Origin of the sequence: Chromobacterium sphagni (assembly GCF_001855575.1) — a bacterium.
Lineage (GTDB): Bacteria > Pseudomonadota > Gammaproteobacteria > Burkholderiales > Chromobacteriaceae > Chromobacterium > Chromobacterium sphagni.
The window spans coordinates 242,691-265,883 of sequence record NZ_MKCS01000001.1 but is presented as its reverse complement, the minus strand read 5'-3'; the positions used below and the strand labels follow the sequence as shown (position 1 = coordinate 265,883).

28 protein-coding genes are annotated in these 23,193 nt (G+C 64.2%); 24 read left to right on the top strand and 4 right to left on the bottom strand.

Features of this window, described 5'->3' with window-relative positions; translation table 11 throughout:
• Positions 1–287: 287 nt before the first annotated feature.
• The 21 genes from BI347_RS01345 (at position 288) to BI347_RS24455 (ending at position 17,382) form a co-directional block, all read left to right on the top strand.
• Positions 288–707 (top strand): Mor transcription activator family protein, encoded by a 420-nt coding sequence (locus BI347_RS01345; RefSeq protein WP_071111570.1) that lies wholly within the window; start codon positions 288–290, stop codon positions 705–707.
• A gap of 22 nt (positions 708–729) precedes the next feature.
• The gene (locus tag BI347_RS01340) at positions 730–1,134 is read left to right on the top strand and encodes a M15 family metallopeptidase (RefSeq protein ID WP_071111571.1); all 405 of its coding nucleotides are present in this window, start codon (positions 730–732) and stop codon (positions 1,132–1,134) included.
• 2 nt (positions 1,135–1,136) lie between these two features.
• Positions 1,137–1,358 (top strand): hypothetical protein, encoded by a 222-nt coding sequence (locus BI347_RS01335; protein WP_071111572.1) that lies wholly within the window; start codon positions 1,137–1,139, stop codon positions 1,356–1,358.
• Complete coding sequence (locus tag BI347_RS01330; RefSeq protein ID WP_071115153.1) at positions 1,355–1,918, top strand: hypothetical protein; 564 nt, start codon at positions 1,355–1,357, stop codon at positions 1,916–1,918. Before BI347_RS01335 ends, BI347_RS01330 begins: the two co-directional genes overlap by 4 nt.
• Positions 1,915–2,112: a TraR/DksA family transcriptional regulator gene (locus BI347_RS01325; protein ID WP_071111574.1), complete on the top strand. Its 198-nt coding sequence runs from the start codon at positions 1,915–1,917 to the stop codon at positions 2,110–2,112. Before BI347_RS01330 ends, BI347_RS01325 begins: the two co-directional genes overlap by 4 nt.
• A gap of 11 nt (positions 2,113–2,123) precedes the next feature.
• Positions 2,124–2,339, top strand: a complete 216-nt coding sequence (locus BI347_RS01320; RefSeq protein ID WP_071111575.1) for a hypothetical protein — start codon at positions 2,124–2,126, stop codon at positions 2,337–2,339.
• 76 nt (positions 2,340–2,415) lie between these two features.
• Positions 2,416–3,108 (top strand): DUF1834 family protein, encoded by a 693-nt coding sequence (locus tag BI347_RS01315; RefSeq protein WP_071115152.1) that lies wholly within the window; start codon positions 2,416–2,418, stop codon positions 3,106–3,108.
• Positions 3,109–3,195: 87 nt separating this feature from the next.
• Positions 3,196–4,641 carry a phage tail sheath C-terminal domain-containing protein gene (locus BI347_RS01310; RefSeq protein WP_071115151.1) on the top strand — a complete coding sequence of 482 codons (1,446 nt, stop codon included), beginning with the start codon at positions 3,196–3,198 and terminating at the stop codon, positions 4,639–4,641.
• A 73-nt stretch (positions 4,642–4,714) separates the two neighbouring features.
• Positions 4,715–5,086 (top strand): phage tail protein, encoded by a 372-nt coding sequence (locus tag BI347_RS01305; protein WP_071111578.1) that lies wholly within the window; start codon positions 4,715–4,717, stop codon positions 5,084–5,086.
• Positions 5,086–5,436 (top strand): hypothetical protein, encoded by a 351-nt coding sequence (locus BI347_RS01300; RefSeq protein WP_071111579.1) that lies wholly within the window; start codon positions 5,086–5,088, stop codon positions 5,434–5,436. Before BI347_RS01305 ends, BI347_RS01300 begins: the two co-directional genes overlap by 1 nt.
• Positions 5,437–5,680: 244 nt before the next feature.
• On the top strand, positions 5,681–7,381 hold the full coding sequence (locus BI347_RS24095) for a hypothetical protein (RefSeq protein ID WP_167359397.1): 1,701 nt from the start codon (positions 5,681–5,683) through the stop codon (positions 7,379–7,381).
• Positions 7,381–8,685 (top strand): DNA circularization protein, encoded by a 1,305-nt coding sequence (locus BI347_RS01290; protein ID WP_083338619.1) that lies wholly within the window; start codon positions 7,381–7,383, stop codon positions 8,683–8,685. Before BI347_RS24095 ends, BI347_RS01290 begins: the two co-directional genes overlap by 1 nt.
• Entirely contained in the window at positions 8,669–9,730 is a 1,062-nt protein-coding gene (locus BI347_RS01285) for a phage baseplate assembly protein (protein WP_071115149.1), read from the top strand. Before BI347_RS01290 ends, BI347_RS01285 begins: the two co-directional genes overlap by 17 nt.
• A 13-nt stretch (positions 9,731–9,743) precedes the next feature.
• Entirely contained in the window at positions 9,744–10,430 is a 687-nt protein-coding gene (locus tag BI347_RS01280; protein ID WP_071111582.1) for a phage baseplate assembly protein V, read from the top strand.
• Positions 10,431–10,487: 57 nt separating this feature from the next.
• Positions 10,488–10,838, top strand: a complete 351-nt coding sequence (locus BI347_RS01275) for a phage GP46 family protein (protein ID WP_071111583.1) — start codon at positions 10,488–10,490, stop codon at positions 10,836–10,838.
• The gene (locus tag BI347_RS01270) at positions 10,838–11,926 is read left to right on the top strand and encodes a baseplate J/gp47 family protein (protein ID WP_071115148.1); all 1,089 of its coding nucleotides are present in this window, start codon (positions 10,838–10,840) and stop codon (positions 11,924–11,926) included. Before BI347_RS01275 ends, BI347_RS01270 begins: the two co-directional genes overlap by 1 nt.
• On the top strand, positions 11,923–12,501 hold the full coding sequence (locus BI347_RS01265; RefSeq protein WP_071111585.1) for a YmfQ family protein: 579 nt from the start codon (positions 11,923–11,925) through the stop codon (positions 12,499–12,501). Before BI347_RS01270 ends, BI347_RS01265 begins: the two co-directional genes overlap by 4 nt.
• Positions 12,502–12,569: 68 nt before the next feature.
• On the top strand, positions 12,570–14,174 hold the full coding sequence (locus tag BI347_RS01260) for a hypothetical protein (RefSeq protein WP_071115147.1): 1,605 nt from the start codon (positions 12,570–12,572) through the stop codon (positions 14,172–14,174).
• A gap of 327 nt (positions 14,175–14,501) precedes the next feature.
• Complete coding sequence (locus BI347_RS01255; protein ID WP_071115146.1) at positions 14,502–15,302, top strand: acyltransferase family protein; 801 nt, start codon at positions 14,502–14,504, stop codon at positions 15,300–15,302.
• A gap of 178 nt (positions 15,303–15,480) precedes the next feature.
• Entirely contained in the window at positions 15,481–16,149 is a 669-nt protein-coding gene (locus BI347_RS01245) for an SGNH/GDSL hydrolase family protein (RefSeq protein WP_071115145.1), read from the top strand.
• Positions 16,150–16,467: 318 nt separating this feature from the next.
• On the top strand, positions 16,468–17,382 hold the full coding sequence (locus BI347_RS24455; RefSeq protein ID WP_239690798.1) for a tail fiber protein: 915 nt from the start codon (positions 16,468–16,470) through the stop codon (positions 17,380–17,382).
• Positions 17,383–17,439: 57 nt separating this feature from the next.
• On the opposite strand, the gene BI347_RS01235 is transcribed toward BI347_RS24455, so the two are convergent.
• Genes BI347_RS01235 through BI347_RS01225 form a run of 3 tightly spaced genes read right to left on the bottom strand, consistent with a single transcriptional unit; the run spans position 17,440 to position 19,408 of the window.
• Positions 17,440–18,330, bottom strand: a complete 891-nt coding sequence (locus tag BI347_RS01235; protein WP_083338618.1) for a DMT family transporter — start codon at positions 18,328–18,330, stop codon at positions 17,440–17,442.
• Positions 18,327–18,971: an alanyl-tRNA editing protein gene (locus tag BI347_RS01230; protein ID WP_071111591.1), complete on the bottom strand. Its 645-nt coding sequence runs from the start codon at positions 18,969–18,971 to the stop codon at positions 18,327–18,329. Before BI347_RS01230 ends, BI347_RS01235 begins: the two co-directional genes overlap by 4 nt.
• Positions 18,968–19,408, bottom strand: a complete 441-nt coding sequence (locus tag BI347_RS01225) for a GNAT family N-acetyltransferase (protein WP_071111592.1) — start codon at positions 19,406–19,408, stop codon at positions 18,968–18,970. Before BI347_RS01225 ends, BI347_RS01230 begins: the two co-directional genes overlap by 4 nt.
• Positions 19,409–19,581: 173 nt before the next feature.
• Between BI347_RS01225 and BI347_RS01220 the strand changes: the two genes are divergently transcribed.
• From BI347_RS01220 to BI347_RS01210, 3 genes are all read left to right on the top strand, one after another.
• The gene (locus BI347_RS01220) at positions 19,582–19,896 is read left to right on the top strand and encodes a superinfection immunity protein (RefSeq protein WP_139166874.1); all 315 of its coding nucleotides are present in this window, start codon (positions 19,582–19,584) and stop codon (positions 19,894–19,896) included.
• Positions 19,897–19,956: 60 nt separating this feature from the next.
• Positions 19,957–21,150 carry an amino acid aminotransferase gene (locus tag BI347_RS01215; protein ID WP_071111594.1) on the top strand — a complete coding sequence of 398 codons (1,194 nt, stop codon included), beginning with the start codon at positions 19,957–19,959 and terminating at the stop codon, positions 21,148–21,150.
• A gap of 164 nt (positions 21,151–21,314) precedes the next feature.
• Complete coding sequence (locus BI347_RS01210) at positions 21,315–21,998, top strand: BPSS1780 family membrane protein (protein WP_071115143.1); 684 nt, start codon at positions 21,315–21,317, stop codon at positions 21,996–21,998.
• Positions 21,999–22,077: 79 nt separating this feature from the next.
• Here the strand turns inward: BI347_RS01210 and BI347_RS01205 are convergent, their stop codons facing one another.
• Positions 22,078–23,064 carry a questin oxidase family protein gene (locus BI347_RS01205; RefSeq protein ID WP_071111596.1) on the bottom strand — a complete coding sequence of 329 codons (987 nt, stop codon included), beginning with the start codon at positions 23,062–23,064 and terminating at the stop codon, positions 22,078–22,080.
• Positions 23,065–23,193: the final 129 nt, after the last annotated feature.

The following is a 23,193-nucleotide window of genomic DNA, read 5'->3' as shown; positions in this document are numbered from 1 at the left end:
ACTATTTTATTGTCATTCCATCACATGTGACTGACATGAGTAGTGACATTCAACAGCTTGCTCAGTTCAAAACACCAGTTTAGAATGGCAATCGAACTGCATAAGTAGTTCTACTGCCTAGTGAATATACGTAATTTAGCAATAAAATTCATCGCCGAATTGATGTGGTTCTAAATAGAGCGCGGCAAAAACAGACCGCCTGCACACATCAGTACACGATGAAAATTATAACTCATTTAGAACTTCACGTCTGCCAAGGCTATTTGGCGACCCCAGGAGTATCCGTGATGAACACCACTGCGCAATTTCCCGCCCTTCCCGCCACCATGCAACTGGTCGCAAAGCTGATTGGCATGCCGCGCACCTTGCAGTTGGTACAGGCGCTGGGCGGCACCACCCTGCCTTTTTCCAAAAACCAGAGTCGCGCCGGGCAACTGCGCTTCGCCGCGCTGGTCGAGGTGATCGGCCAGAATGCGGCTGAACAACTCACCCACCACTTCGGCGGCGACATTCTTTATATCCCGCGCTGCAGCCAAGCCTTGCGCCAAGCGCGCAACCAGCAGCTGATCCGCGACTTCGACGCATTGCTGATAGAAGGCCTGGGCGCCAACGAAGCCGTCGGCGTGCTGGCGATGCGCTACCACCTCAGCGACCGCATGATCTGGCGCGTGCTGAAAACCCCGCCGGCGCCACACGAGGTGCACTGATTCACCAGCAAGGAGACCCCGCATGGCCAGCCGCGCCATTTCCGATCTGCACCCGCAACTGCAACCTCTGGCCGAAATCTTCCTGCGCCGCTGCCGCGACCAGGGCCTGGATCCTCTGCTCACCTGCACCTGGCGCTCCGCCGCCGAGCAGGACGCGCTGTATCAGCAGGGCCGCAGCAAGCCCGGCGCCATCGTCACCCAGGCACGCGCCGGCCAATCCGCCCACAACGCCATGCTGTACGGCAGCCCAGCCGCCCGCGCCTTCGACGTGGTGCCGCTGGTGGCCGGCAAACCGGTATGGGATGCCGAACACCCGCACTGGCACCTGATGGGGCAAATCGGCCAGGCGCTGGGTTTGAACTGGTACGGCCAGCCCGATGCCCCCTTTCAGGAATACCCCCACTTTCAACTCTCCCAGGAGTTCTGACCATGCGCATCGCCGATCTGTTCTGCAGTCCGCACAGCCGCCGCCTGAGCCACAGCCGGCTATGGGCCAACATCGCCTGCGCCGCCGCCACCGCCATGTTCATCGTCGGCGGTTGGCGCGGCACCCTCACCCCGGATCTGTGGCTGATCTACCTGGGCGTGGTGGGCGGCTATTCCGCCTCGTTGCGGATGATCGCCGCCTATCGCGACCGGAGCGCTGCATGATCAGCCTGGCCACCCTGCGCCTGAGCGCCTGTCTGCTGTTACCGGCGGCCGCGGGCATTGGCGGCTACGCCATGGGCAGCTCGCGCAGCAGCCATTACTGGCAAGCCCAGCTGCAGGTACGCGTGGCCGAGATGGACGCCAGCCGGAGCCTCGCGCTGCAACAGCAAGAGGCCGCCGCGCTGGCGCTGCAGCAGCAGTGGCGGCAACGCATAGATCAATTGGAAGGCCGGCTGCTGCGACAACAGCTGGCCTTGCAGAACCAGCAACGCCAGCAAGCGCAAAGGATTGACGATGTCACTCGCAAAGATGGTTCCAACTTTACCGGCCTTGGTCCTGACAGCCTGCGCCTCTACCGCCAGCTCCTCGGCTATCCCGCCGAGCTGCCCGGCGCCCAGCCCCTATCTGCTGACGCTGCCGGCGCGGCCGCCGGCGCCGACGGCGGGCTACCGGCGCCAGACCTCCTCGCCCACGCCGCCGATTACGGCGCCTGGTGCCAGCAACTGGAACAACGCCTCGTCGCCCTGAAACAACTCTTCAATCAACAGGACCCTCAGCCATGACCGACTTCTTCGACCGCGCCAGCGAACTGGAGACCGAATTCCGCGAACAGGCGCTGGCGCGCCACTTCCAGCAACTGCAGCAAAGCGGCTACAGCCACTGCGAGGATTGCGGCGACCCGATTCCGCAACCGCGCCGCGCCGCGCTGCCCAGTTGCACCCGCTGCGTGATCTGCCAGCAACTGGCTGAGCGCTGAGGAGGTTTCACGTGGAACACGACAATCTGCTGGCCTTGGGCCGCATAGAGGGCAAGCTTGACATGATCGTCGCCCACCTCGCCAAACAAGACAAGAAACTGGAAGAACTGGACACCCGCCTGCGCGATGTGGAAGTGCAGGCCGCCAAGAGCGGCGCGCTGTCCGGCGCATTGTCCGCGCTGCTGGTCACCCTGGCCGGCGAACTCCTCAAGCGCGTGCTGCACTGACACCGCTCAACTAAGTCCCGGCGCCGTCCCGCGCCACAATCCGCCTCATCCTCCGACGCTCCTCAAGGAATGCCCCATGTCCATGCTGATTTCACTGCAAACCGCCATCGCCGACCGCCTGCACCAGGGCCTGGGGCACATGGTGCGCGAAGTGGCGGCGGACCTAGACGAAACCGCCCTGTGCGGCCTGCAGCTGGCCCACGGCGACTACGCCAGCCGGCTCACCCCCGGCCAGTCCAGCCCCGCCATCAATCCCCAGGCGCTGGCCCGGCTGCCGGCGGTGTGGACCGTGGCCGGCGGCATCACCGCCAGCCAGCCGTCCGCCAGCCAGCGCCAGCGCTACAAGGCCAACGCGCTGTTCACCGTCATCGTCGGCGACCGTTTGCAGGCCGACGCCAGCTACAGCGGCGCCGGCGTCTGGCAACTGGTCTACGCGGTGCGCCGCCTGCTGGCCTCGCAGGATTTCGGCCTGGCGGTCAACCCGCTGGTGCCGGAAAAAGTCCGCCCGCTGGGCCAGTCGCCGCGCGACGGCCAGCCGTGGAGCCTGGTGGCCTGCGACTTCAGCACCTACTGGCTGGACGAGGCGCTGGACAACGGCCACTGGCCGGCGCCGTTGAAGGATAGCGACGCCGACGCGCTGTTCTCCCGCTTCGGCGGCCGCCTGGACGATCCGTCCAAGAACTGGCAAAGCACCCAGCTCAACTTCAGCCTGGCTGGCAAACCCGACGTCAAGGCGCAGGACGTGGTCAGCCAGCCGGCGCCCAAATAAGCCCCCGCAAGCCTTCCTTGTTTTCCCGTCGCCGCGCCAGTCGGCGCGGCACTCTCACCCAACCGCAGCATCAGGAGTCCATCTCTTATGGCCAGCCCCAACATCAGCTTCGACCAGATCCCGGCATCCATCCGCAAACCGGGCAAGTACTTTGAGTTCAACACCAAGCTGGCGGTCCGCACCTTGCCGGGCAACCCGCAGCGCGTGCTGATGATAGGCCAGCGCATGGCCGACGATCCGGCCAATCCCGGCAAGAACGCCGCCCAGCCGGCGCTGGCCGCGCTGGACGTGTTCAGCGACGAGCAGGCCGCCCTGGCCTTCGGCCGCGGCTCCTACGCCCACCTGATGGCGCGCGCCGCCATCAACGCCAATCCCTACCTGCAGCTGACCATGATCGCGGTGGACGACGCCGCCGCCGGCACCCCGGCTTCCGGCACCTTCACCTTCAGCGGCCCGGCCGCCGCCTCCGGCGTGATGAGCCTCTACATCGGCAGCGTGCGCGTCGACGTCCCCGTCGCCGCCGGCGACGACGCGCCCAAGATCTCGGCCAACGCCCTGGCCGCCATCGCCAAACTCACCGACCTACCGGTAGTCGCGAGCGCCGCCAAGGAAGTGCTGACCATCACCGCCCGCCACAAGGGCAGCATCGGCAACGGCATCGCGCTGAAAGCGCAGGAACAGATCGCCGGCCTCGGCGTCGCCGTCGCCCCGATGAAGGGCGGCGCCGGCGACCCGGACATCGCCCCGGCGCTGGCGGCGGTGGTCAGCGGCGGCCACCAGATCGTGGTCAACCCGTTCAACACCGACGCCGCCCTGACCGCGCTGCGCGCGCACCTGGACTTCGTCTCCGGTCCGATGGAACAGCGCGGCGCCATCGGCGTGATCGCCACCACCGGCGCGCTGGCCGACGCTGCCGCCCTGTCGGCCAAGCTGGACAGCGGCCGCATCACCGCCGCCTGGTACCGCGGCTCGGCCAAGCTGCCGGGCGACGTGGCCGCCGCCTACGCCGCGGTAATCGCCAGCGAGGAAGATCCGGCCCGTCCGCTCAACACTCTGGCACTGAACGGCCTGGACGTGGTGGAGCTAGCTTCCCGCACCAGCCGCACCGAGCAGGAAAGCGCGCTGTACAGCGGCGTCACCCCGCTGGAAGTGGCCGCCGGCAACCGCGTGCAGATCGTGCGCGCCATCAGCACCTACACCAAGGACGCGCAAGGCGTGGACGACGTGTCGCTGCTGGACATCACCACCATCCGCACGCTGGACTACGTGCGCCAGGCCTGCCGCGAGCGCATCGCGCTGCGCTTCCCGCGCGAGAAGCTGTCCGACCGCACGCCGTCCAAGGTGCGCTCCGAGCTGCTTGACGTGCTGTACAAGCTGGAGGAGCTGGAAATCATCGAACAGGTCGACGCCAACAAGGACGGCCTGATCGTCGAGCGCGACCTACAGGACGCCAACCGCCTGGACGCCAAAATTCCGGTGGACGTGGTCAACGGCCTGCACGTGTTCGCCGGCCGCATCGACCTCTTGCTGTAAACCCTCCCTAACCCTGCTTGACGCCGGCCGGCGCTCCCGGCTGGCCCCTCCCTGAATCGAAAAGGAACATCCCATGGCTTTGAAAGAATACGCAGGCTCGATCGTCCTGGAAGTGAACGGCCAGGAAATCGACGTGATCGACCTCAACGTCAGCAGCAAGACCGGCCGCAAACTGGTGAAGACAATGAACTCCAGCGGCAGAGCCCGCGGCTTCGCCCGCGGCATCACCGAGTACGACCTGTCCGTCACCGTATCCATCCCGCTGACCGGCGACCTGGACTGGGAGGCGGTGGAAGGCGCCAAGCTGACCGAGTTCCCGCTCGCCGGCGGCAAGCGCACCAGCTATCTGGACTGCTTCACGCTGGAGGTGGGCGAGAAGTACGGCGTGGAAAACGAGGCGCGCCGCGATATCAAGCTGATGTCGTTGCGGAAGGTGGTGGAGTGATGGCCATCATACAAGCACGACTGCGCTACGGCGTGGAATACCAAGGCGAAATGCATTACGACGTCGACTTGCGCCTGCCCATGGTCGCCGACAGCATCGCGGCCATCGACGAAGTCGGCGCCGACTCCAACCTGCTATTTAACCTGGCGCTCACCGCGCGCTGCCTGACCAAGCTGGGCGGCATGCCGGCGGAAGCCATCACCACCGATTTCCTGTCGGCCAATCTGGTGGACGATGACTTCGAACTGCTGATCGACATGCGCAACGCGCTTAAAAAAAAGCGGATCAACGCGAAAAGCGCCTCGCTGACTACCGTGAAGCCGTCCTCCTCCTCGGCCGCTACGGACTGAGCGAACCCCGGATCAGACAGCTGACCGAGTCTGAACTGGATGGTTATCTGCAGGCCGCCAGCCGGTTGCAGGCGTCCCTCGTCTCCTCGATGGGGTGACGGGGACGCCTGTTTTTCATGATTGAAAGGAAGACGAGATGCCAGGAAAAGAACAGGGAAGCGCCTGGGAAACAAGCAAAGACGCGGCGGAGCAGCTCGGCAAGCTGCCGGAAAATGTTAAGAAAGCCGGCGACAGCATGGTCAACATGGCGCGCAAAGCCGATGCCGCCGATCACCAGCTGCGCCAGCTCGCCAATCTTGCTTTTCCCGAACGCGATATGTCGGGACGAAAACAGGGCATGGCCCAGTTGGACAAGATCGTCGTTGCCGCCGGCGGCGGCAGAGATGACGCGGCGGCGGCGCTGACCACGCTGTTGCAGAACGGTGTGAAACTCAATGATGCCGAAAAACTATTGCCGCAGTTGGTCAACGGCGGACAGGCTCTGGGGGTCAGCGCGCAGAAGCTTGCCGAGGCCGCCGTCGGACAAGGGGAGGACAAAAAGGATGTCAAGGATCAAGCGAAATCGCCGCCCGACGCCGACAAGATCAACCAAAACCTGCGTTTTGCCTTGGCCGAAGCCGCCGCAAAACCGGCCGACTACCATCCGGACGAAGCCGACAAATGGCTGCCGGATCTACTGAAAAAAGTCGGGAAGAATGGCGTCAGCCAAGAAAACCTGACCCGTTACGACAACAATGTCCAAATGATGCGGGAAAGCGCCCAATTCAAGGATCAAAGCCAGCAAAGCGCGCTGGCGAACAGCGAACAGAACAAGCGAGCCAGTCAGATTCTCGGAGACCAAAAAGCCAACTACAGCGAAATCGTCTCGCCATTGCTGGACTGCGCCGCAGCCCTGCTGACGTTCGGCTCGGCGCTGGCCGGGGTGGTCGCCATCGTCGGCAAGATCGCCAAAGGCGCCGATGGATCCACGCCGTCCCTGCCCTCCAAACCCGGAGGCAAACAGGGCAAGAACGCAAGCGGAAATCGATCATCCAAGAGTAAAACCGCTCCGCAAAAATCCGGTTCGGCCTCTAAAAAGCTCCAAGGGCCCCAAGCCACTCCCTCCTCGTCCCGCTCCTCCGGGCCCACCCGTGCCGGCGCATCGGAGAAAAGTACCGGCATATTCAGCCAACTGGCCACAAAAACCAAGGGCATGCTGCAAAAAACCGCCCAATCCGGCACAGGGCTTCCCGCCAAGCTGCGCAGCATGGCCGGATCCGGCGGCCACTCACTGAGGCAGAGCGGCGGCATACTGGGCGGGTTCCTGAAAGGCGGCCTGCGCATTGCCGGCAAGGCTTCCGGTATCGTGGGGCTCGCCACCGGGGCCATTGGCGCCTACCAGGTGCTGTCCAACCCCAACTCAACCGTCGGCAACAAGATACGCGCCGTCGGCGGACAGCTGGGCGGTTTCGGCGGCTCCGCGATCGGCGGCGTGGTGGGCGGAGCGATCGGCATGCTGGGCGGCCCCGCCGGCGCGGCGTTGGGCGCCATGGCCGGACGCGCCGTGGGGGGCTGGCTGGGAGAAACGCTGGGAGACAAGGCAGGGGCGATGCTGGGCAATAAGATAGACCATCGTCAGGCTCCCGGCACACCGGCGTCGTCTCCGGCGGCCTCGGCTCAGAAAGCCGGAACCCGGCCAAGCATTCCTGCCGGCGCGAACGCGCCAGCGACTGCGAGACCAGGCGCGCCGCAGACCACTGCGGCCAAGCCTCCCCAGCCGCAGCCGAAGGGCAAGGGCGACAGCGCCGCAGCATCCTTGCTGCCCCAGCTCCAGGTCCTGGTCAACCAGTTCGCTGCCGCCGTCGCCCAGCTCCACCAACCCCTCCGCGTAGTCGTCGACGTCCAGCACGGCAACATCGTCGCCGCCGTCAACGCCGCCAACAGCCAACAACAAAGGAGGAGCTGATGTTCAGCCTCAATGTGTTCGCCGGCCTGTCCGCCGGCCCTCTGGTGGACGCCAGCTTCCGCGGCGTACGCTTCGATTGCCTGAGAAGCCAGGACAGCGCGCAGCGCGACCAGGCGGTGCACGAATACCCTTACCTGGACGGCGCCGACGTCGAGGACCTGGGCCGCAAGGCGCGCAAGGTATCGCTCAGCGTGATGTTCTGGGGCAAGGACTACCAGCACCGGCTGCGGCAATTCATCGCCGCGCTGGACGCCGCCGGCCCCGGCGAGCTGGTGCACCCGGTATTCGGCAGCATGCCGCAGGCGCAGGTGGTGGATTACCAGATCAGCCACGACGCCGACACGCCGGACTCCTGCACCGTGGACGTCAACTGGCTGGAAGCCACACCGGGCAATCCCTTCTTCACGCAGAACAAGCCGCGGCAGCAAAGCGAGGCCATCAACGCCCAGGTGGACAAGCTGCGCGGCATGGCAGGCGAGGCTTACGCCAAGGCGCAAGCGCTGGTCGCCACCGCCAAGGGCGCGCTAGCGCGGCTGGGCGCGTTGCGCCAGCAGCTGACCAGCACCGTCAAGGCGCTGGCCGGGATGGCCAACCAGGCGGTGGCCCAGGTCAACGATTTGCTGGCCTATCCGCAGGCCTTCGTCAGCCAGGTGAGCGCGCTGGTGGACCAGGTGGCCGACTGGAAATTCGACATCGCGGTGGACCTTGGCCCGCTGCCGGCGCTGAAAACCGCCGCCAGCCTGCCCGCCGCCACCCTGACCGACTGGAACGCGCTGCGCCGCCGGTTGGACGGCCTGCCGGACAAGATACGCCAGGGCACCGCGCCGCTTAGCGCCGGCGCCGCCCTCACCGTGTGGAGCAGCGACCAGCAACGGATAGACGCGCTGCTGCAGTTGAACGTCTCCACCAAGCTGGCCAGCGCCGCCGCCGGCATCTTCGGCAGCGAGGCCCGCCAGGCCACGCTGACGCCGCCGGCGCTGGAGCAGATCGCCGGCGACGTGCGCGGCGCCTTGCAGACCACCATAGACCAATGGCGCGCCAGCATGCCGTCCGACGCCGCCTACCAGGTGGTGGACAGCCTGCGCGAACTGGGCCTGCAGGTGCAGCAGGGCGCGGCCAGCCTGATCGCCGCCAAGCCGCCGCTGATCACGCGCAAGGTGGAAGCCAGCGCCAACCTGCGCCAGCTGGCCCACCTGTGGTACGGCGACAGCGAGCGCGCCGCCGAGCTGTTGCGGCTGAACCCGCAGCTGGCCTATCCCAACCACCTGACCCCGGGAACCGTGATCCATGGCTACGCCCACTAAACCCGCCGCGCCAGACAACACCCTCAGCCTGCAGATCGCCAGCCGCCAGCACAGCGACTGGACCCACTACTCCATCGATTCCGACCTGACCGTCCCCGCAGACGGCTGGCAAGTGGCGCTGGGCCTGCCCGGCGGCGTCTTCCCGCCCGAGGTGGAGCCGGGCGCGATGATCAAGGTGATGGTGGGAGAGGAAACCGTACTGATGGGCCGGGTGGACGACATCAGTCACAGCGTGGCTTCCGACAGCCATCAGCTGTCGCTGTCCGGCCGCGACCTGGCCGGCATGCTGCTCGATTGCAGCGCGCCGCTGCTCACCGCCAAGAACATGACGCTGCAGGACGTGCTGGACAATGTGGTGAGGCCGCTGGGCATCAGCAAAGTCCGGGTGGACGCCAAGGGCCGGGGCCAGATCGAGAAAATCAGCGTGGACCCCGGCAACAGCGCCTGGGACGTGCTCAGCCGCGCCGCCCAGGCCAACGGCCTCACCGCCTGGTTCGACCCGGACGGCACCCTGGTGGTGGGCGGCCCGGACTACAGCCAACCGGCCAGCGCGCGGCTGATACTGCGCCGCGACGGCAAGGGCAATAACGTGATCAGCCTGTCCGAAACCCGCTCCCACGCGCAGCGCTACTCCGAGCTGACCCTACTGGGCCAAGGCCACGGCCAGGCGCTGACGCCGGGCCGCCACCGCCTGCAGCACCAGTCCTACGACTCCGACGTTTGCTACCACAAGCCGCGCATCCAGGTGGAGCCGGACGCCGCCAGCCAGGCTGAGCTGGCCGCGCGCGCCGACAAGATGCTGGCCGACGCCCGCCTGGCCGGCTACACCCTGTCCGCCACCGTGGCCGGACACCGCGACAGCCGCGGCCAGCTGTGGACGCCGGGCCAGCGCATCGAAGTGGAAAGCGAGCCGCACGGCGTCAATGGCAGTTATTTCCTGATGGCGCGCACCTTCGAGGGCGGCCGCGGCCAGGGCAGCACCACCCGGCTGACGCTGAAGGAAGACAAGTGCTGGATTCCGGCGATGCGCGCCGGCAACAAATGAAAGGACACACGCCATGTGGCATGAAGTAGACCACCGCATCCGCCGCGCCTTCAGCAATGTGCGCCAGGGCTTCCGCGCCGCGCTCACCCATGTGGACAGCGGCGGCGGCGTGCAGACGGTGCAGGCCGAAGGCCTGGCCGGCGAACAGCTGCAAGACGCCGAACTGTTCCAGCACTATGGCTACACCTCCAACCCGCCGCCGGGCAGCATGGCAATGGTGCTGCCGCTGGGCGGCCGCACCAGCCACAGCGTGGTGCTGGCCACCGAGCACGGCAGCTACCGGCTGCAATCGCTGCAACCGGGAGAAGTGGCGCTGTACAGCGACGAAGGCAGCAAGGTCGTGCTCAAACGCGGCAAAATCATCGAAGCCACCTGCGACAGCTTCGTGCTGAACTGCAAGACCATGCAGGTCAACGCCAGCGACAGCGTCGCGCTGAAATGCCAGAGCATGCAGGTGGACGCCAGCCAACAGGCCGGCTTCACCACCCCCACGCTGCAGACCAGCCAACAGTTGGTGGCCCAAGGCCAGATCAGCGGCAACGGCGGCCTGGCCATCCAGGGCGGCGGCGGTGCCAGCGTCACCGGAGACATCAAGCTGAACGGCGCGATGACCGCCAGCGGCGACGTGAAGGCCGGCGGCAAAAGCCTGGTTTCCCACACCCACGACGCGCCGAACGGCCCCACCAGCCCGCCGAAATAAGCCGCGCCACTGACCGGCGTCCCCTGCCGCCCCATCCCCCATCCCAGGACAATAGCCATGGACCCACTCTTGGACCCCGCCACCGGCGACTACGCCGGCCCCGCCACCGACACCCTCGCCAACGCCGTCTATCTGCGCCTGATGACGCCGCTGGGCGGCTGGTGGGCAGACCCCGCGCTGGGTTCGCGCCTGCATGAGCTCACCCGCAGCAAGGACAGCAGCCGCATCGACCTGTTGGCCTGCCAATACGCAGAACAAGCGCTGCAGCCCTTGCAGCAAGACGGCCGCGCCAGCCGGATCCAGGTGTCTTCGCAACGGCAGGGCCCTGGCCGGCTGCTGCTGCAGATAGAAGCCGCCGAGACTGGCGGCCACACCCGACATTTCCAACACCAAGTGAGGATAGCCTGATGCCCCTGTCCACCCCCGATTTCGCCAGCATCCGCGATACGCTGCTGCGCGACCTGCAAAATCTGCGCGCCGACGCCGACACCGGCCCGGACAGCGACTACTTCGTCCGCGCCAGCTCGGTGGCCAGCGCGGTGGAGGGACTGTACCAGCACCAAAGCTGGGTCGCCCGCCAGATCTTCCCCGACACCGCCGACCGCGAATACCTGGAACAGCACGCCCGCCTGCGCGGCATCGTGCGCAAGGCGGCCACCGCGGCCGCAGGCTGGTTGCAGATCAGCGGCACGCCCGGCGCCCTGGCAGCAGGTGGGCTGCAATTGCGGATAGGCGATCAGTTATACGCCTCGCAGGCCTTCGATACGCAAGGCAACCCCGCGCCGGACCGGCTGGATGCGAACGGCCAGGCCAATCTGCCCATCCTGGCCAATCTGCCAGGCAGCAGCGGCAACCAGCCTGACAATCTGCAGGTGGAGCTGATGCAGGCGCCGCCTGGCGTGGCCAGCAAGGCCGTGCTGATGACAATGAAGGGCGCAACCGACACGGAAGACGACCAGGCGCTGCTGGGCCGGCTGCTGGAACTGATCCGCCGCCCCCCCGCCGGCGGCAACCAGCACGACTACCGGCGCTGGGCGATGGAAATAGACGGCGTAAGCGCTGCCTATGTCTACCCGTTGCGCCGCGGCTTGGGCACCGTGGACGTGGTCATCACCGCCAACGGCGGCCTGCCCTCCACCGCCACGCTAGCCAAGGTCCAAGACCATATTGAAGATCTGCGGCCGGTCACCGCCAAGAGCTGCCTGGTGCTGGCGCCGACCCCGCGCGCGGTCGACATCGACCTCGCGCTCAATCTGGGCGGCATCAGTCTGGACGTTTTCACGCCGCAGCTGCAGCAAACGCTGCAGGCCTACTTCGCCGGCCTCGCCCCGGGCGAGCGCCTGGTCAGGAGCCGGATCGAGGCGCTGATCTCCGACCTGCCCGGCGTGCAGGACCGCCAACTCAACGCCCCCGCCGGCAATGTCGCGCCGGTTTCCGACGCCGGCAAGGTGGAATGGCTGCGGCTGGGCAAACTGACGCTGAGGGCCATGCCATGATGCCGCAGCCTCCCTACCAGGACTTGCTGACCCGGCTGTTGCCGCCGGCCAGCTACAGCCCCGATGGCCCGCGGCTGCAGGCCGAGCTGGCCAGCGAGGGCGCGGCGCTGGACCGGGCGCAGAACAGCGCCCGCCAGCTAGCCGGCGCGGTCACCCCGCTGGCCGCCGAGGCGCTGCTGCCGGACTGGGAACGGGTATGCGGGCTGATGCCGGCCGCCGACGCGCCCTACCAGCAACGCCAGCAGGCGGTGCTGGCCAAGCTGGCGGAAACCGGCGGCCTGTCCATCTCTTACTTCACCCGGCTGGCCGCCGGCATGGGCTACCAGATCCGGATCGACGAGCCGCAGCCGTTCCGCGCCGGCGTCAACCGCGCCGGCCAGCCGCTGTGGAGCGCCGACATCCCCTGGGTGTGGCAGGTCACCGCATACGGCAGCAAGGTCCGCCCCTACCAGTTCCGCGCCGGGCAATCGCTGGCCGGCGAACGCCTCACCACTTTCGGCGACCCCAGGCTGGAAGAGCTGTTCAACGACCTCAAGCCCGCGCACACCTTCGTCTACTTCGCCTACCAGCCGTAATCCCCCGCTCCATCCCCGGCGCTGGCAGCCGCCAACGCCTCCCTCGCCTTCCCTCCCGGAGATCCCGCATGCAAGATACCCTCAAGCCCGTACTCACCGACGACAGCCTGTTCCATGACGGCAATCCCGCCAGCGGCACTCCTGGCACCGTGGTAAGCGCCGACTGGCTCAACAATGCCCAGGCCGCCATCCAGTCCACCCAGCAAGAGGTGCTGACCGTCATCAAGAACAACGGGCAGAACGCCGACCCGACACGCAAAGACCAGTTGCTGCAAGCGGTGCAGAACATCGCCTGGGGCAGTGCGCAACGGCCATCCACGCTGGCCGGCTACGGCATCGCCGACGGCGCCAGCAAGACCGACCTGAAAACCGCCATCGACGGCGTGGTGGCCGGCGCGCCCGGCGCGCTCAATACCCTGCAGGAGCTGGCGGCGGCCTTGGGTAATGACTCCAACTACGCGGCATCGGTCACAAAGTTGTTATCCGGCAAAGCCGACAAAGCCTCCACCCTGGCCGGCTACGGCATTGTCGACGCAATGAAAGCCAGCGACTGGGGCGTGCAAGGCTACACCACGCTGCAAGTCGGCCCCGGCAAAGCCTTCGCCAGCATCCAGGATGCCTGGAACAGCCTGATCGGCAAGGTGCTGCAGGCCGACGTGCTGATCCAGGTGGCCGACGGCCAGTACGCCACCTCCGGCATCTGGCTCAATAATCAGCCCTTCGCCAGCCGCATCCGGATCCAGGGCAACACCGCCAATCCGTCAGCCTGCAAGATCGTGCTGACCCCGGACGCCAACAAACTCAGCAACGGCGTCGTATTCAGCCGGGTGTCCGGCGTCAACTTCTCCGGCTTCCACATCGTCGGCGAAGCCAGCGCCAATCACTGGAGCTACCGTTGCCTGCGGGTGGAGGAAGCCGCGGTGGTCTACTCCGACCCCGGCACCATCGTGCTGGAAGGCGCAGCCGCCGGTTTGGAAGTGGATCAGAATGCCAGCGGCAATTTCGTAAAAATCCGCATTTCCGGAATCAAGGGCTGGGCGGCATCCATCATCGGCGGCGCCCATGCCATCCTGCACAATTGCGCGATCACCGGCCTGGGAATAAATGTCTCCACCACCACGCCCGCATTTGTCAACCCCGATATGCCCAGCCTCATGTCCTCCGGCCTGCAATGCGTAGAGGGCAGCAAGGCCTGGTTGAGCGTCAGCAGCATTTCCAATGTCTTCCAAGGCTGCGTAAGCGCAAGCAACTCCTATCTCTGGGCGGATGGCACCGCCGTCGACCAGGCCACCAATGCCTTCCAGGCGGAATGGGGGGGCCTGATTTGGAATAGTGGCGCCAATCCTAGCCCCGCCGTGCCGAATGGCCGCCGCGGCAAAGCCAGCAACGCTGACATCGGTTATCTCGCCGGTCGGGGCGGCACTATCTACGCGTATATGGCAACCGCTGATAATTGCAACTGCGGTTTCTATGCCGTATACAGTGGGGCCATATATGCCGCCAACGGTTGGAGCCGAAACAGCAAAAAAGTTGGCTACTGCGCTGATGGTTTGGCATGGCTGGATGCATCCGGAACCCAAGCCGGGTCTTATGGTTGCACACAACTGTACGACCCGGCGCCCAATACGCCAGGCAACAGTGGCGCATATGTTTACCAGAAAATTACACCTTAAAAAAACATAACCCATACCGGCGCAGACGCCTTGCTCTGTGCCGGTTTTTCATGGCCCGCCGTTGCCTGCTATTGAATAGTGATCAAGCTTGTAACATACTGACGCCTAACCAAAAATATGATGTCGCGCTCTGGACAACCTGCATTGATTTCCCTGAGAATACTGAGCTGCCGAATGGCAATTTGAGTTAACATAAAAGCAAGCCAATATTCATCAAAAACAAGTTGAAATCATACCCCAATCACCTGTTCGTTTTGTTTATTTAGATTTTTTGCGCTTTGCATTTGCCATGATAGTTTTTTTGGTCATGCCAAGACGCTTTTCGCCATGGAGAAATTCCAGCTCGCTGTAGATTATTTCTTCATACTCTCCGGATTTGTTTTAACCCATGCTTACAAAGATAAACTATCCAACTCCAACTTCCTTCGCAGCTTCATCCGCGACCGGGTAGCCCGCCTCTATCCATTACACCTTGCCACACTCTTTATCCTGATGTTCCTGAATATCTGGTTTGTGGAAATCACCAAGGGACAATGGCTGGAACAAGGCTGGTCGTATCAAGATGGAAGAACATATACATTATCTTTACATTTACTATTGCTGAATAATATTGGACTGACTCCTGGTGGCCCCTCCTGGAATGCCCCTGCATGGTCCATCTCAGTCGAGTTCTGGATTAACATTCTGCTTGCCGGCATCGCGCTGAAAATGCGCAAATACTTACTCGCATTTTGCATTACTGCCTTTATGCTTGCATACTCCACTCTCTTCTTCAGCATTGGCAGCCTTGGCGATTTTTATAAAAATATCGGTTTTATCAATACCGGAATGCTCCGTGGGATAGCAGGCATGACTGCAGGGGTGCTCTGCTATGCTGCATATCAGAAAATCCTCCCTGCCATTGGGAAGCGATCCAGAATTTCAATCATCCTCCTAGCCTTGCTATCTATCGTATTTCAGTTCTGCCTTATCGCTGGGTGGCCACACTTTGAGCATGCAGAATTTCTGATCGTTCCCATAAGTGCTGCTGCCGTCATCTCATTGGCCTTGCTCGAGGGCGTCTACAAAAATGCTTCCATGAGCGGCGCGCTGGAATGGCTAGGGAGTGCTCCTACGCCATATGCATGACGCACTGGATTATGTTGATCTTTGTAGAATATTTCATGAAATATGCGTGGGGATTGAATGTGAACCTTAAAAGCCCAATCCAATTTCTTATCATGACTGGCATGGTATTGACCATATCCAGACTGTCATTCAATTACATTGAAAAACCCGGCAAGAAATTTATCAAAGGAATGGGGAAATGAAGCTTTTACCAACTATTCCAGCCCTGCTCCTGTTTGCCATGCAGGCCTATGCGGGAATCAGCATTGAACAATATGGCGACTCGACCACAACCGGACTTTCTTTTTACAGTGGGCGACTGCAACAGGCTAAACGATCTAGCGTTGATATCATCTACCTCAACATAAACAAGCGGTTTGGTCCGGCCGCATCCATCGCCAACAAGGGAGTTTCCAACTCCTGCGCCATCCAGCTATTGCATGGAGAAGGTAAGACGCCGGCCTGGCGCGACAGGGTAAAGCGTACAAAAGCGGACATCATCACTTTTGGTTTTGGCTTGAATGACCATTTCGTCTGCCATCGATCCACAATTCAATTTGCAGATGATCTTCGCAGCTTGGTGGATATCACCATTGCCGCGGGGAAAGTGCCGATATTGATCGAGCCCACGCCCTCGACCAGCCCCGACCGGAAAGACTTGGCCGCCTACGTTGATGCCATGAATCTGGTAGCCGAGCAGCGCAAAATCCAGATCATCCAGCACTACAAGATATGGACCGCCTTGCCGAACTGGAAAGCGCTGCTATCCGATGGCGTGCATCCCACGGCGCAAGGTTATCAAGTAAAAGGCCTGACCGAGTACCAGGCGCTGATGCCCAGCATCCTCGCCGCCTTGCGCAAGCCGTGACACGAACCGGGCTTGAACATCTGCGCAAGCCCGGTCTCGCGCTCCCCCAGGCCATGCCGGGCCGCCCCACCAGCCACCGCGCCTGCCGGCGCGGTTTTTCATTGCGCGGATGGACGTCAGTACTGACGTGCGTCCGCTGATCCTTCTTTCGCGCCTCCTGCACAATCGTCGCCAATTCCACGACATCTGTCATCGGCCTCGGCCGATTTCCTTTTTTGCCCAGCAGGAGACCATGCCTTGCAAGACATTCTCAAGCCGATAAGCAACGACGACAATCTGTTCCACGACGGCAACCCCGCCACAGGCGCCCTCGGCACCGTGGTCAGCGCCGACTGGCTGAACAGCGCCCAATCCGCCATCCAGTCCACCCAGCAGGAATTGCTCGCCGTCATCAAGAACAGCGGCCAAAGCGCCGACCCCAGCCGCAGCAACCAGCTCTTGCAGGCGGTGCAGAACATCGCCTGGGGCGGCGCGCAAAAACCCACCACGCTGGCCGGCTACGGCATCTCCGACGGCGCCAGCAAGACCGATCTTAAAACCGCGATCGATGACGTGGTAGCCGGCGCGCCTGGCGCGCTCAATACCCTGCAGGAACTGGCGGCGGCTTTGGGCAACGACCAGAATTTCGCCGCCAGCATCGCCAAGCTGCTTGCCGGCAAGGCCGACAAGGCCGCCACGCTGGCCGGCTATGGCATCGCCGATGGCGCCACATCGACCCAGGTCAACGCAGCGGCGCCTGCCGGCATGGTGGCTTACTTCGCGATGAAAGACGCGCCTGCCGGCTGGTTGGTTGCCAATGGGGGGGTGGTTGCGCGCAAGGACTATCCCGCACTATTCGCTGCCATCGGCAGCCTCTATGGAAATGGCGATGGTTCGACGACCTTCGGACTGCCCAACCTCTGCGGCGAATTTATTCGGGGTTGGGATTGCGGTCGCGGAGTGGATAGTGGACGCAGCATCGGTTCTCAACAAAATGCCACGGCCATCCGCGTACTGATCGACAAGCTCAGCGGCCCTACCTATACCAATGGGACATCAGCCATCGGCGCATGGAATATAGATGCTGACTGGAACAACGTTGCTATGGCAGTAGAAGGCAATAAAACACCTACCGATCTGAACAACTCCATCTTTTATGTGGCCAATGCCGCGGCCACCAGCGGTTCCGGGGATAATGGCGCGTTCACCACCCGCCCCCGCAACGTCGCCCTGCTCGCCTGCATCAAGTGCTGAAGTCCCCCCCGCGATGTTCCACGTGAAACCGCGCCGCCTGGCGCGGTTTTTCATTGCTCAGCGCAGCACCACCAGCGCGGTGCCGGCGCAGCTGACCGCCGCGCCCAGCCAGGCCAGCGGCGGCGGCGGCCGTTTCAGCGCCACCCACAGCATCGGCAGGATCAGCACCGGGCTCAGCGCCGACAAGATCCCCACCGTGGCGACATCGGCGCGCTGCAAGGCCAGCATGATCAGCGTCATGCCCAAGCCGAGCGCGACGATGCCGTTCAGCGCGGTCTGGCCCAGCATCCGCGGGGTATAGCCGCCGCGGCTTTGCGCCAGTTTCCAGCCGCTGAGCCACAACAGATAGTGCGCGCCGCAGCTGATGCCCATCCGCAGCGCCGAGGCGGTCACCGGTTCCAGCCCGGCCGCCATCGCCGGCTTGGCGAAAAAGGTGCCCAAAGCCTGGCACAAGGCGGCGGCCAGGCCCAGCGCAACCCCGGCCATCAGCTTGTCGTTGCGCTCCCAAACGTGGGCGTCCACCTCGCGCCGGCCAAAGGCCACCGCCAGCAGCACGCCGCCGAACACCAGCAGGCAGCCCAGCAACGCGCCCGCGCTCAAGCGTTCTGACAGAAACAACACGCCCAGCAGCACCGAAAACACCGAATGGGTGGCGAACAACAATCCAGTGCGGCGCGGCCCCAGCCGGTTCATCGAAGCGAACATCACGGTGTCGCCGAGGAATATCCCGGTCAGCCCGGACAGCAGCGCCGGCCAGAGACTGGCGGCGCTGACGCTGTGCCAGCCGCCGGACAGCAAGCTGTAGCGGCCCAACAGCACGGTGAGCAGGGTCAGGCGCAAACGGGTGAAGGCGAACGGGCCGAAATGGCGCGAAGGCGCGGCGCCCAAGAGGCTGCCCAAGGCCCAGCAGCCGGCGGCGCCGACCGCGGCGAGGTCATACAGCATCATTCATCCATCAGGTAGATCTCCACCCGCTCCTTGCCCTGGCCGAGGTTGCGGCGCTTGAGCCGCAGCCGCCCCACCTCGCCGCTGCGCTTCAAGTGGGTGCCGCCGCAGGGCACCCGGGCGAAGCCGGGCAGCTGCCAATAGCGGCGCTGACTGGTTTCATCGGAATATTCGCTGGCTATCGGCAGGTTGGAGTCGACGATGGCTTGCGCGCGGGCGGCGATGGCAGGCAGCAAGGGTGTGATCGGCGCGTCCAGCGCGAAGTCTATCCGCGCCTTGTCCGCCGCGATGTGCGCGCCTATTTTCTCCGCCCCGGCGACGTCGCGGCAGATCACCTCCAGCACCAGCTCGGCGGCGAAGTGCAGCCGCATCAGCCGGTAGCGGCGCGGCCAGTCTATCTTCACTTCCACCGCGTCGCCAGCCTTGAGCCCATGGTCCGCGTCCAGCGTGTAGACGATGTCAGCCCCCTGCTTCTCCGCCAGCCGCACCGGATGGCCGCCTATGCTGCCGCTGTCGCTCTCCTGGCCGCCGGAGAAAGCATAGAAGATAGTCGCCTCCAACCATATCCGCTCGCCGTCCACCCGATTGATTCGGGTGGTCAGCTCGGTCTGGTAGGGATCATTCCAGAACTGCTTGCGGGTCATCGCGCAACCGCCAGCCGCTGATAGACATCCTGGTCCAGCCGCTCCATCAGCCGCTCCGGTTTGGACAACTCGTTGAAACCGAATGGCGCGTACAGGCCGTGCGCGTCGGCGGTGGCCAGCATCATCCGCCGCAAATCCTGCAAATCCGGATGCGCCAGAATGGTCCGCAATAGCTGCTTGCCCATGCCCCGCCCCTGCCAGGCCGCCAACACGAACACATCGGCCAGGTAGGCGAAGGTGGCGCGGTCGGTGATCACCCGGGCGAAGGCGATCTGGCTGCCATCTTCGGCATAGCCGCCGAAACACAGCGCATTGGCCAGCGAGCGTTCGAACACCTCGCGCGGCAAGCCGCGCGCCCAATAGGACTCCTGCGACAGATAACGGTAAACCATGTCGCGGTCCAGCCGTTCGGGCCGGGTATCCACTTCAAGCGCCATCGCCTTACTCTCTTGCGTAAAGTCACAGCCTAAACAAATGGCCGGAGCCAAACAAGCATTTGGCATGCTAACAGATTCAAGATGCTTAATCATCCTGATTTTATGGCATTTAATTGCTGCTTGGTTTGCAACTAGCCGTTGCCAGCCAGAGCAAAAACTCGCAGGATATCGGTTTGCCATTTCTTGCCCCCGCCGCCATGAAACCACTGCCCTTGCTGAGAAACCTGCTGTTCGCGCTGCTGTTGCTGGCAATTGCGCTATGGTGCTACGGCAACTGGCGCCAGCAGCCGCAGCTGGTGGACATCGCCCTGTATCTGGGCGACGCGCTGGTGATGGCCGGCGCCTACCTGCTGCCGACGGTGACCGCGGCGCTGGTGAAGAGTCCGCGGCTGAAGAGGATCGTGCTGCTCAACCTGCTGGGCGGCTGGCTGATCCTGCCCTGGATCGTGGCGATGGGCCTGGCCCTGAAGCGCGACGACCTGGCCTGACACCACCCGACGACCCGCCGGACCACAGCGCGGGCGCAAACAACCAAGAGGAGAAGACTCGTGTTCCAACATGTAGACGCCTATGCCGGCGACCCCATCCTGTCGCTGGTGGAAGCCTTCGGCAAAGATCCGCGCGCCGACAAGGTCAATCTCAGCATCGGCCTGTATTACGACCAAGCCGGCCGCATTCCGCGGTTGAAGGCGGTGGAACAGGCCGAAGCGCTGCTGGCCAAGCAGCCGGCCCAACCCTGCACCTACCTGCCGATGGACGGCCTGGCCGCCTACCGCAACGCCATCCAGACGCTGCTGTTCGGCGCCGGCCACCCGGCGGTGCAAAGCGGCCGCATCGCCACGCTGCAGACGCTGGGCGGTTCCGGCGCGCTGAAAGTGGGCGCCGACTTCCTCAAGCGCTACTTCCCCGCCTCCGGCGTGTGGGTCAGCGATCCCACTTGGGACAACCACGTCGCCATCTTCGAAGGCGCCGGCTTCACGGTGGAGCGCTATCCGTATTTTGACCCCGCCACCCGCGCCGTCGATTTCGCCGCCATGCTGGCCAAGCTGCAAACGCTGCCGGCCAAGAGCGTCGTGCTGCTGCACCCCTGCTGTCACAACCCCACCGGAGCCGACCTCACCGACGCGCAATGGGACCAGGTGGTGGCGGTGGCCAAGGCCCGCCAGCTGATTCCCTTCCTCGACATCGCCTACCAGGGTTTCGGCGCCGGCCTGGAGCAGGACGCCTACGCCATCCGCGCGATGGCCGACGCCAGCGTGGCCTGCCTGGTCAGCAATTCCTTCTCCAAGATTTTCTCGCTGTACGGCGAACGCTGCGGCGGCCTGTCGGTGGTGTGCGACGACGCCGCCGAGGCGGCGCTGGTGGCCGGCCAACTGAAAGCCACCGTGCGCCGCAACTACTCCAGCCCGCCGACGCACGGCGCGCGGGTGATCGCCACCGTGCTGAACGATCCTGAACTGAAGGCGTTGTGGGTGTCGGAAGTCAACGAGATGCGCGAACGCATCCAGGCGATGCGCGGCGTGCTGGTGAAGGTATTGAAGGAGTCGCTACCGGGCCGCGACTTCGGCTATCTGGTGAACCAGCGCGGCATGTTCAGCTACACTGGCTTCAGCCAGGGCCAGGTGGACAAGCTGCGCGAACAGTTCGGCGTCTATCTGGTGGGGAGCGGCCGCATGTGCGTGGCCGGCCTCAACACCGCCAACGCGCCCTACGTCGCCGAGGCTTTCGCCAAGGTGCAGTAACACCGCTTCCACGGGCCGCCTCTCCGGACGGCGGCCCGTCTTCCTCTCCCGCCATCACCATGGCGTGGCTGCTGCCCGCATCTTGATTCGTATAGAATACCCTCTCGTAAACTTACGCGCCCGGACTCCCCCTCCCGGCCCGCGACACCCGTTGGGAGCAATGCATGGAATCCGCAATACAGGCACGCGCAGTCGAAGCCAAACAGGGCTGGCGCTGGATCGTCGACGGCTACCAGTTATTCCGCCAGCAAAAAATGACATGGGTGCTGATGGGCATTGTCTATCTGGCCATCACGCTGCTGCTGTCGCGGTTGTCCTTGCTCGGCCAAGCGCTGCTCGGCCTCTCCGCCCCGCTGTTCACCGCCGGCTACCTGCTGGCCGCCAGCAAACAGCGCCAGGGCGAAACGGTCAGCATGACGGACCTGTTCCTGGGCTGGCGGCTGCGCCTCAAACCCATGGCCGGCTACTGCCTGCTGCTGCTGCCGATTGCCATCTTGAACGGCTACATCGCCCAGCATGTGGTTGAAACCAGCGGCGCGCGGCACCAGCTGCTGATTTTCGGCGAAGTGCTGCTGTGGCTGTTCAGCATCGCCTGCATGTTCGTCGTGCCGCTGATCAGCCTCCACCAGGCCACGCTGTGGCCGGCGCTGCGGCTGAGCATCAGCGCCGTGCAAAAGAACTGGGGCCCGCTGCTGGTCTACTTCCTGGCCATCCTGCTGCTGGCCATCCTCAGCATCTTCACGCTGGGCCTGGCGCTGCTGGTGCTGATTCCGGTCATCTACATCTCGCTGTACATGGCCTGGCTGGACATTTTCTCCAGCGGCGGCAACGCCGCGCCATCCGTCTGAGCCGCCCGGCCAAATAGAAAAACGGCAGCCGTCACGCTGCCGTTTTACTTTTCCCGCGCGGCTCCTGTCCGCTGGCGCACTAAGCAAGCGCAATGGCTTTCCAGCCTTGTTGCGCCGTTTGCTCTGCCAGCGCCAGCCAGGCTGCATCGCCCTCCATTCCGGCCAGCCACAGGCAACTGAGCGCCAGCTTGATGCTGTGCGCGTCCTGCAATCGCAGCACCATGCGGCGGATGGCCGCGGCATCCCGCCGCATCTGCGGCACCGCCACATCCAGCGCCGGACAGCCGCAATAGATGAACACCCCGATCAGCGCCGCTTGCATCTGCAACGCCGTGCTGTCGGCCACCTCGGCCAGCCCCTGGGCGCGCGCCAGGCTCAGCGCCGCCTCCCAGGCGGTGATCAGATGCAGCGCATCCAGATCACGCGTGGCCAGAAACAGCAGGCGGCAATAGCGGCGCTGCTCCCTCGCGCTGCCCAGCAAGCCGGGCGGCAGGCGGGCGGACAACTCCGCCAATGCCAGCGCCCGCTCGATGTCGTCCAGGATCAGGCCGCCCTGCGGTGGCAGCAGGATCGGCGAGCGTCGCCAATCAGCCAGCAGGTCGGGCAGCGTCTGCGCCGACGGCGACTGGCCCGGCAGATCCAGCAGTTTCCAGTGTGACAAGGCATAGGCCAGCGCGGCGTCGATCTCGCCATCCACGCCGCCCCGCAACGCATACGCCAGCCGGATCAGGCCATGGAACGACGCGCCGGCCGGCGCGGCCTGCACCAGCCGCAAACGGCCAGCCCAATGGCGCAGCCATTCCCCCTGCCGCCTCTCCCAGGCGAAGCGCCGCCTCCATGCCGCCTCGCTGGCCTCATCGCCAAGCCAGCCGCAGGTGTCGGCGATGTCGCGGCCATCGTCCTGCAAGAACTCGAGATGGCCGTGACGCGCAGCGTGCCGACGCAATTGCCCCTCGTCCGCGCCCAGCTCCGCCAGCGCCTGCAATTCCATCGGCAGGTGATTGGACAAACCGCCTCGATAGCTGCCGGAATAAGCCAGCAGCGGGGACAAAAGGTCTTGCATCATTGCGCATCTCCATTGAACCGCCATATCGCCTCACTTTGCTCCCGCGACGCATCCAATGCCAATTGGATTTCAAGATGGCGACGATAGCCCACGGCAATGCCGATGAAAAAAGGCGGGACATTCCCGCCC

Bases quoted from the DNA above. Each gene is read 5' to 3' on its own strand.
- BI347_RS01345 (WP_071111570.1), top strand. From the start codon at position 288: ATGAACACCACTGCGCAATTTCCCGCCCTTCCCGCCACCATGCAACTG.
- BI347_RS01340 (WP_071111571.1), top strand. From the start codon at position 730: ATGGCCAGCCGCGCCATTTCCGATCTGCACCCGCAACTGCAACCTCTG.
- BI347_RS01335 (WP_071111572.1), top strand. From the start codon at position 1,137: ATGCGCATCGCCGATCTGTTCTGCAGTCCGCACAGCCGCCGCCTGAGC.
- BI347_RS01330 (WP_071115153.1), top strand. From the start codon at position 1,355: ATGATCAGCCTGGCCACCCTGCGCCTGAGCGCCTGTCTGCTGTTACCG.
- BI347_RS01325 (WP_071111574.1), top strand. From the start codon at position 1,915: ATGACCGACTTCTTCGACCGCGCCAGCGAACTGGAGACCGAATTCCGC.
- BI347_RS01315 (WP_071115152.1), top strand. From the start codon at position 2,416: ATGTCCATGCTGATTTCACTGCAAACCGCCATCGCCGACCGCCTGCAC.
- BI347_RS01310 (WP_071115151.1), top strand. From the start codon at position 3,196: ATGGCCAGCCCCAACATCAGCTTCGACCAGATCCCGGCATCCATCCGC.
- BI347_RS01305 (WP_071111578.1), top strand. From the start codon at position 4,715: ATGGCTTTGAAAGAATACGCAGGCTCGATCGTCCTGGAAGTGAACGGC.
- BI347_RS01300 (WP_071111579.1), top strand. From the start codon at position 5,086: ATGGCCATCATACAAGCACGACTGCGCTACGGCGTGGAATACCAAGGC.
- BI347_RS24095 (WP_167359397.1), top strand. From the start codon at position 5,681: ATGGCGCGCAAAGCCGATGCCGCCGATCACCAGCTGCGCCAGCTCGCC.
- BI347_RS01290 (WP_083338619.1), top strand. From the start codon at position 7,381: ATGTTCAGCCTCAATGTGTTCGCCGGCCTGTCCGCCGGCCCTCTGGTG.
- BI347_RS01285 (WP_071115149.1), top strand. From the start codon at position 8,669: ATGGCTACGCCCACTAAACCCGCCGCGCCAGACAACACCCTCAGCCTG.
- BI347_RS01280 (WP_071111582.1), top strand. From the start codon at position 9,744: ATGTGGCATGAAGTAGACCACCGCATCCGCCGCGCCTTCAGCAATGTG.
- BI347_RS01275 (WP_071111583.1), top strand. From the start codon at position 10,488: ATGGACCCACTCTTGGACCCCGCCACCGGCGACTACGCCGGCCCCGCC.
- BI347_RS01270 (WP_071115148.1), top strand. From the start codon at position 10,838: ATGCCCCTGTCCACCCCCGATTTCGCCAGCATCCGCGATACGCTGCTG.
- BI347_RS01265 (WP_071111585.1), top strand. From the start codon at position 11,923: ATGATGCCGCAGCCTCCCTACCAGGACTTGCTGACCCGGCTGTTGCCG.
- BI347_RS01260 (WP_071115147.1), top strand. From the start codon at position 12,570: ATGCAAGATACCCTCAAGCCCGTACTCACCGACGACAGCCTGTTCCAT.
- BI347_RS01255 (WP_071115146.1), top strand. From the start codon at position 14,502: ATGGAGAAATTCCAGCTCGCTGTAGATTATTTCTTCATACTCTCCGGA.
- BI347_RS01245 (WP_071115145.1), top strand. From the start codon at position 15,481: ATGAAGCTTTTACCAACTATTCCAGCCCTGCTCCTGTTTGCCATGCAG.
- BI347_RS01235 (WP_083338618.1), bottom strand. From the start codon at position 18,330: ATGATGCTGTATGACCTCGCCGCGGTCGGCGCCGCCGGCTGCTGGGCC.
- BI347_RS01230 (WP_071111591.1), bottom strand. From the start codon at position 18,971: ATGACCCGCAAGCAGTTCTGGAATGATCCCTACCAGACCGAGCTGACC.
- BI347_RS01225 (WP_071111592.1), bottom strand. From the start codon at position 19,408: ATGGCGCTTGAAGTGGATACCCGGCCCGAACGGCTGGACCGCGACATG.
- BI347_RS01210 (WP_071115143.1), top strand. From the start codon at position 21,315: ATGGAATCCGCAATACAGGCACGCGCAGTCGAAGCCAAACAGGGCTGG.
- BI347_RS01205 (WP_071111596.1), bottom strand. From the start codon at position 23,064: ATGATGCAAGACCTTTTGTCCCCGCTGCTGGCTTATTCCGGCAGCTAT.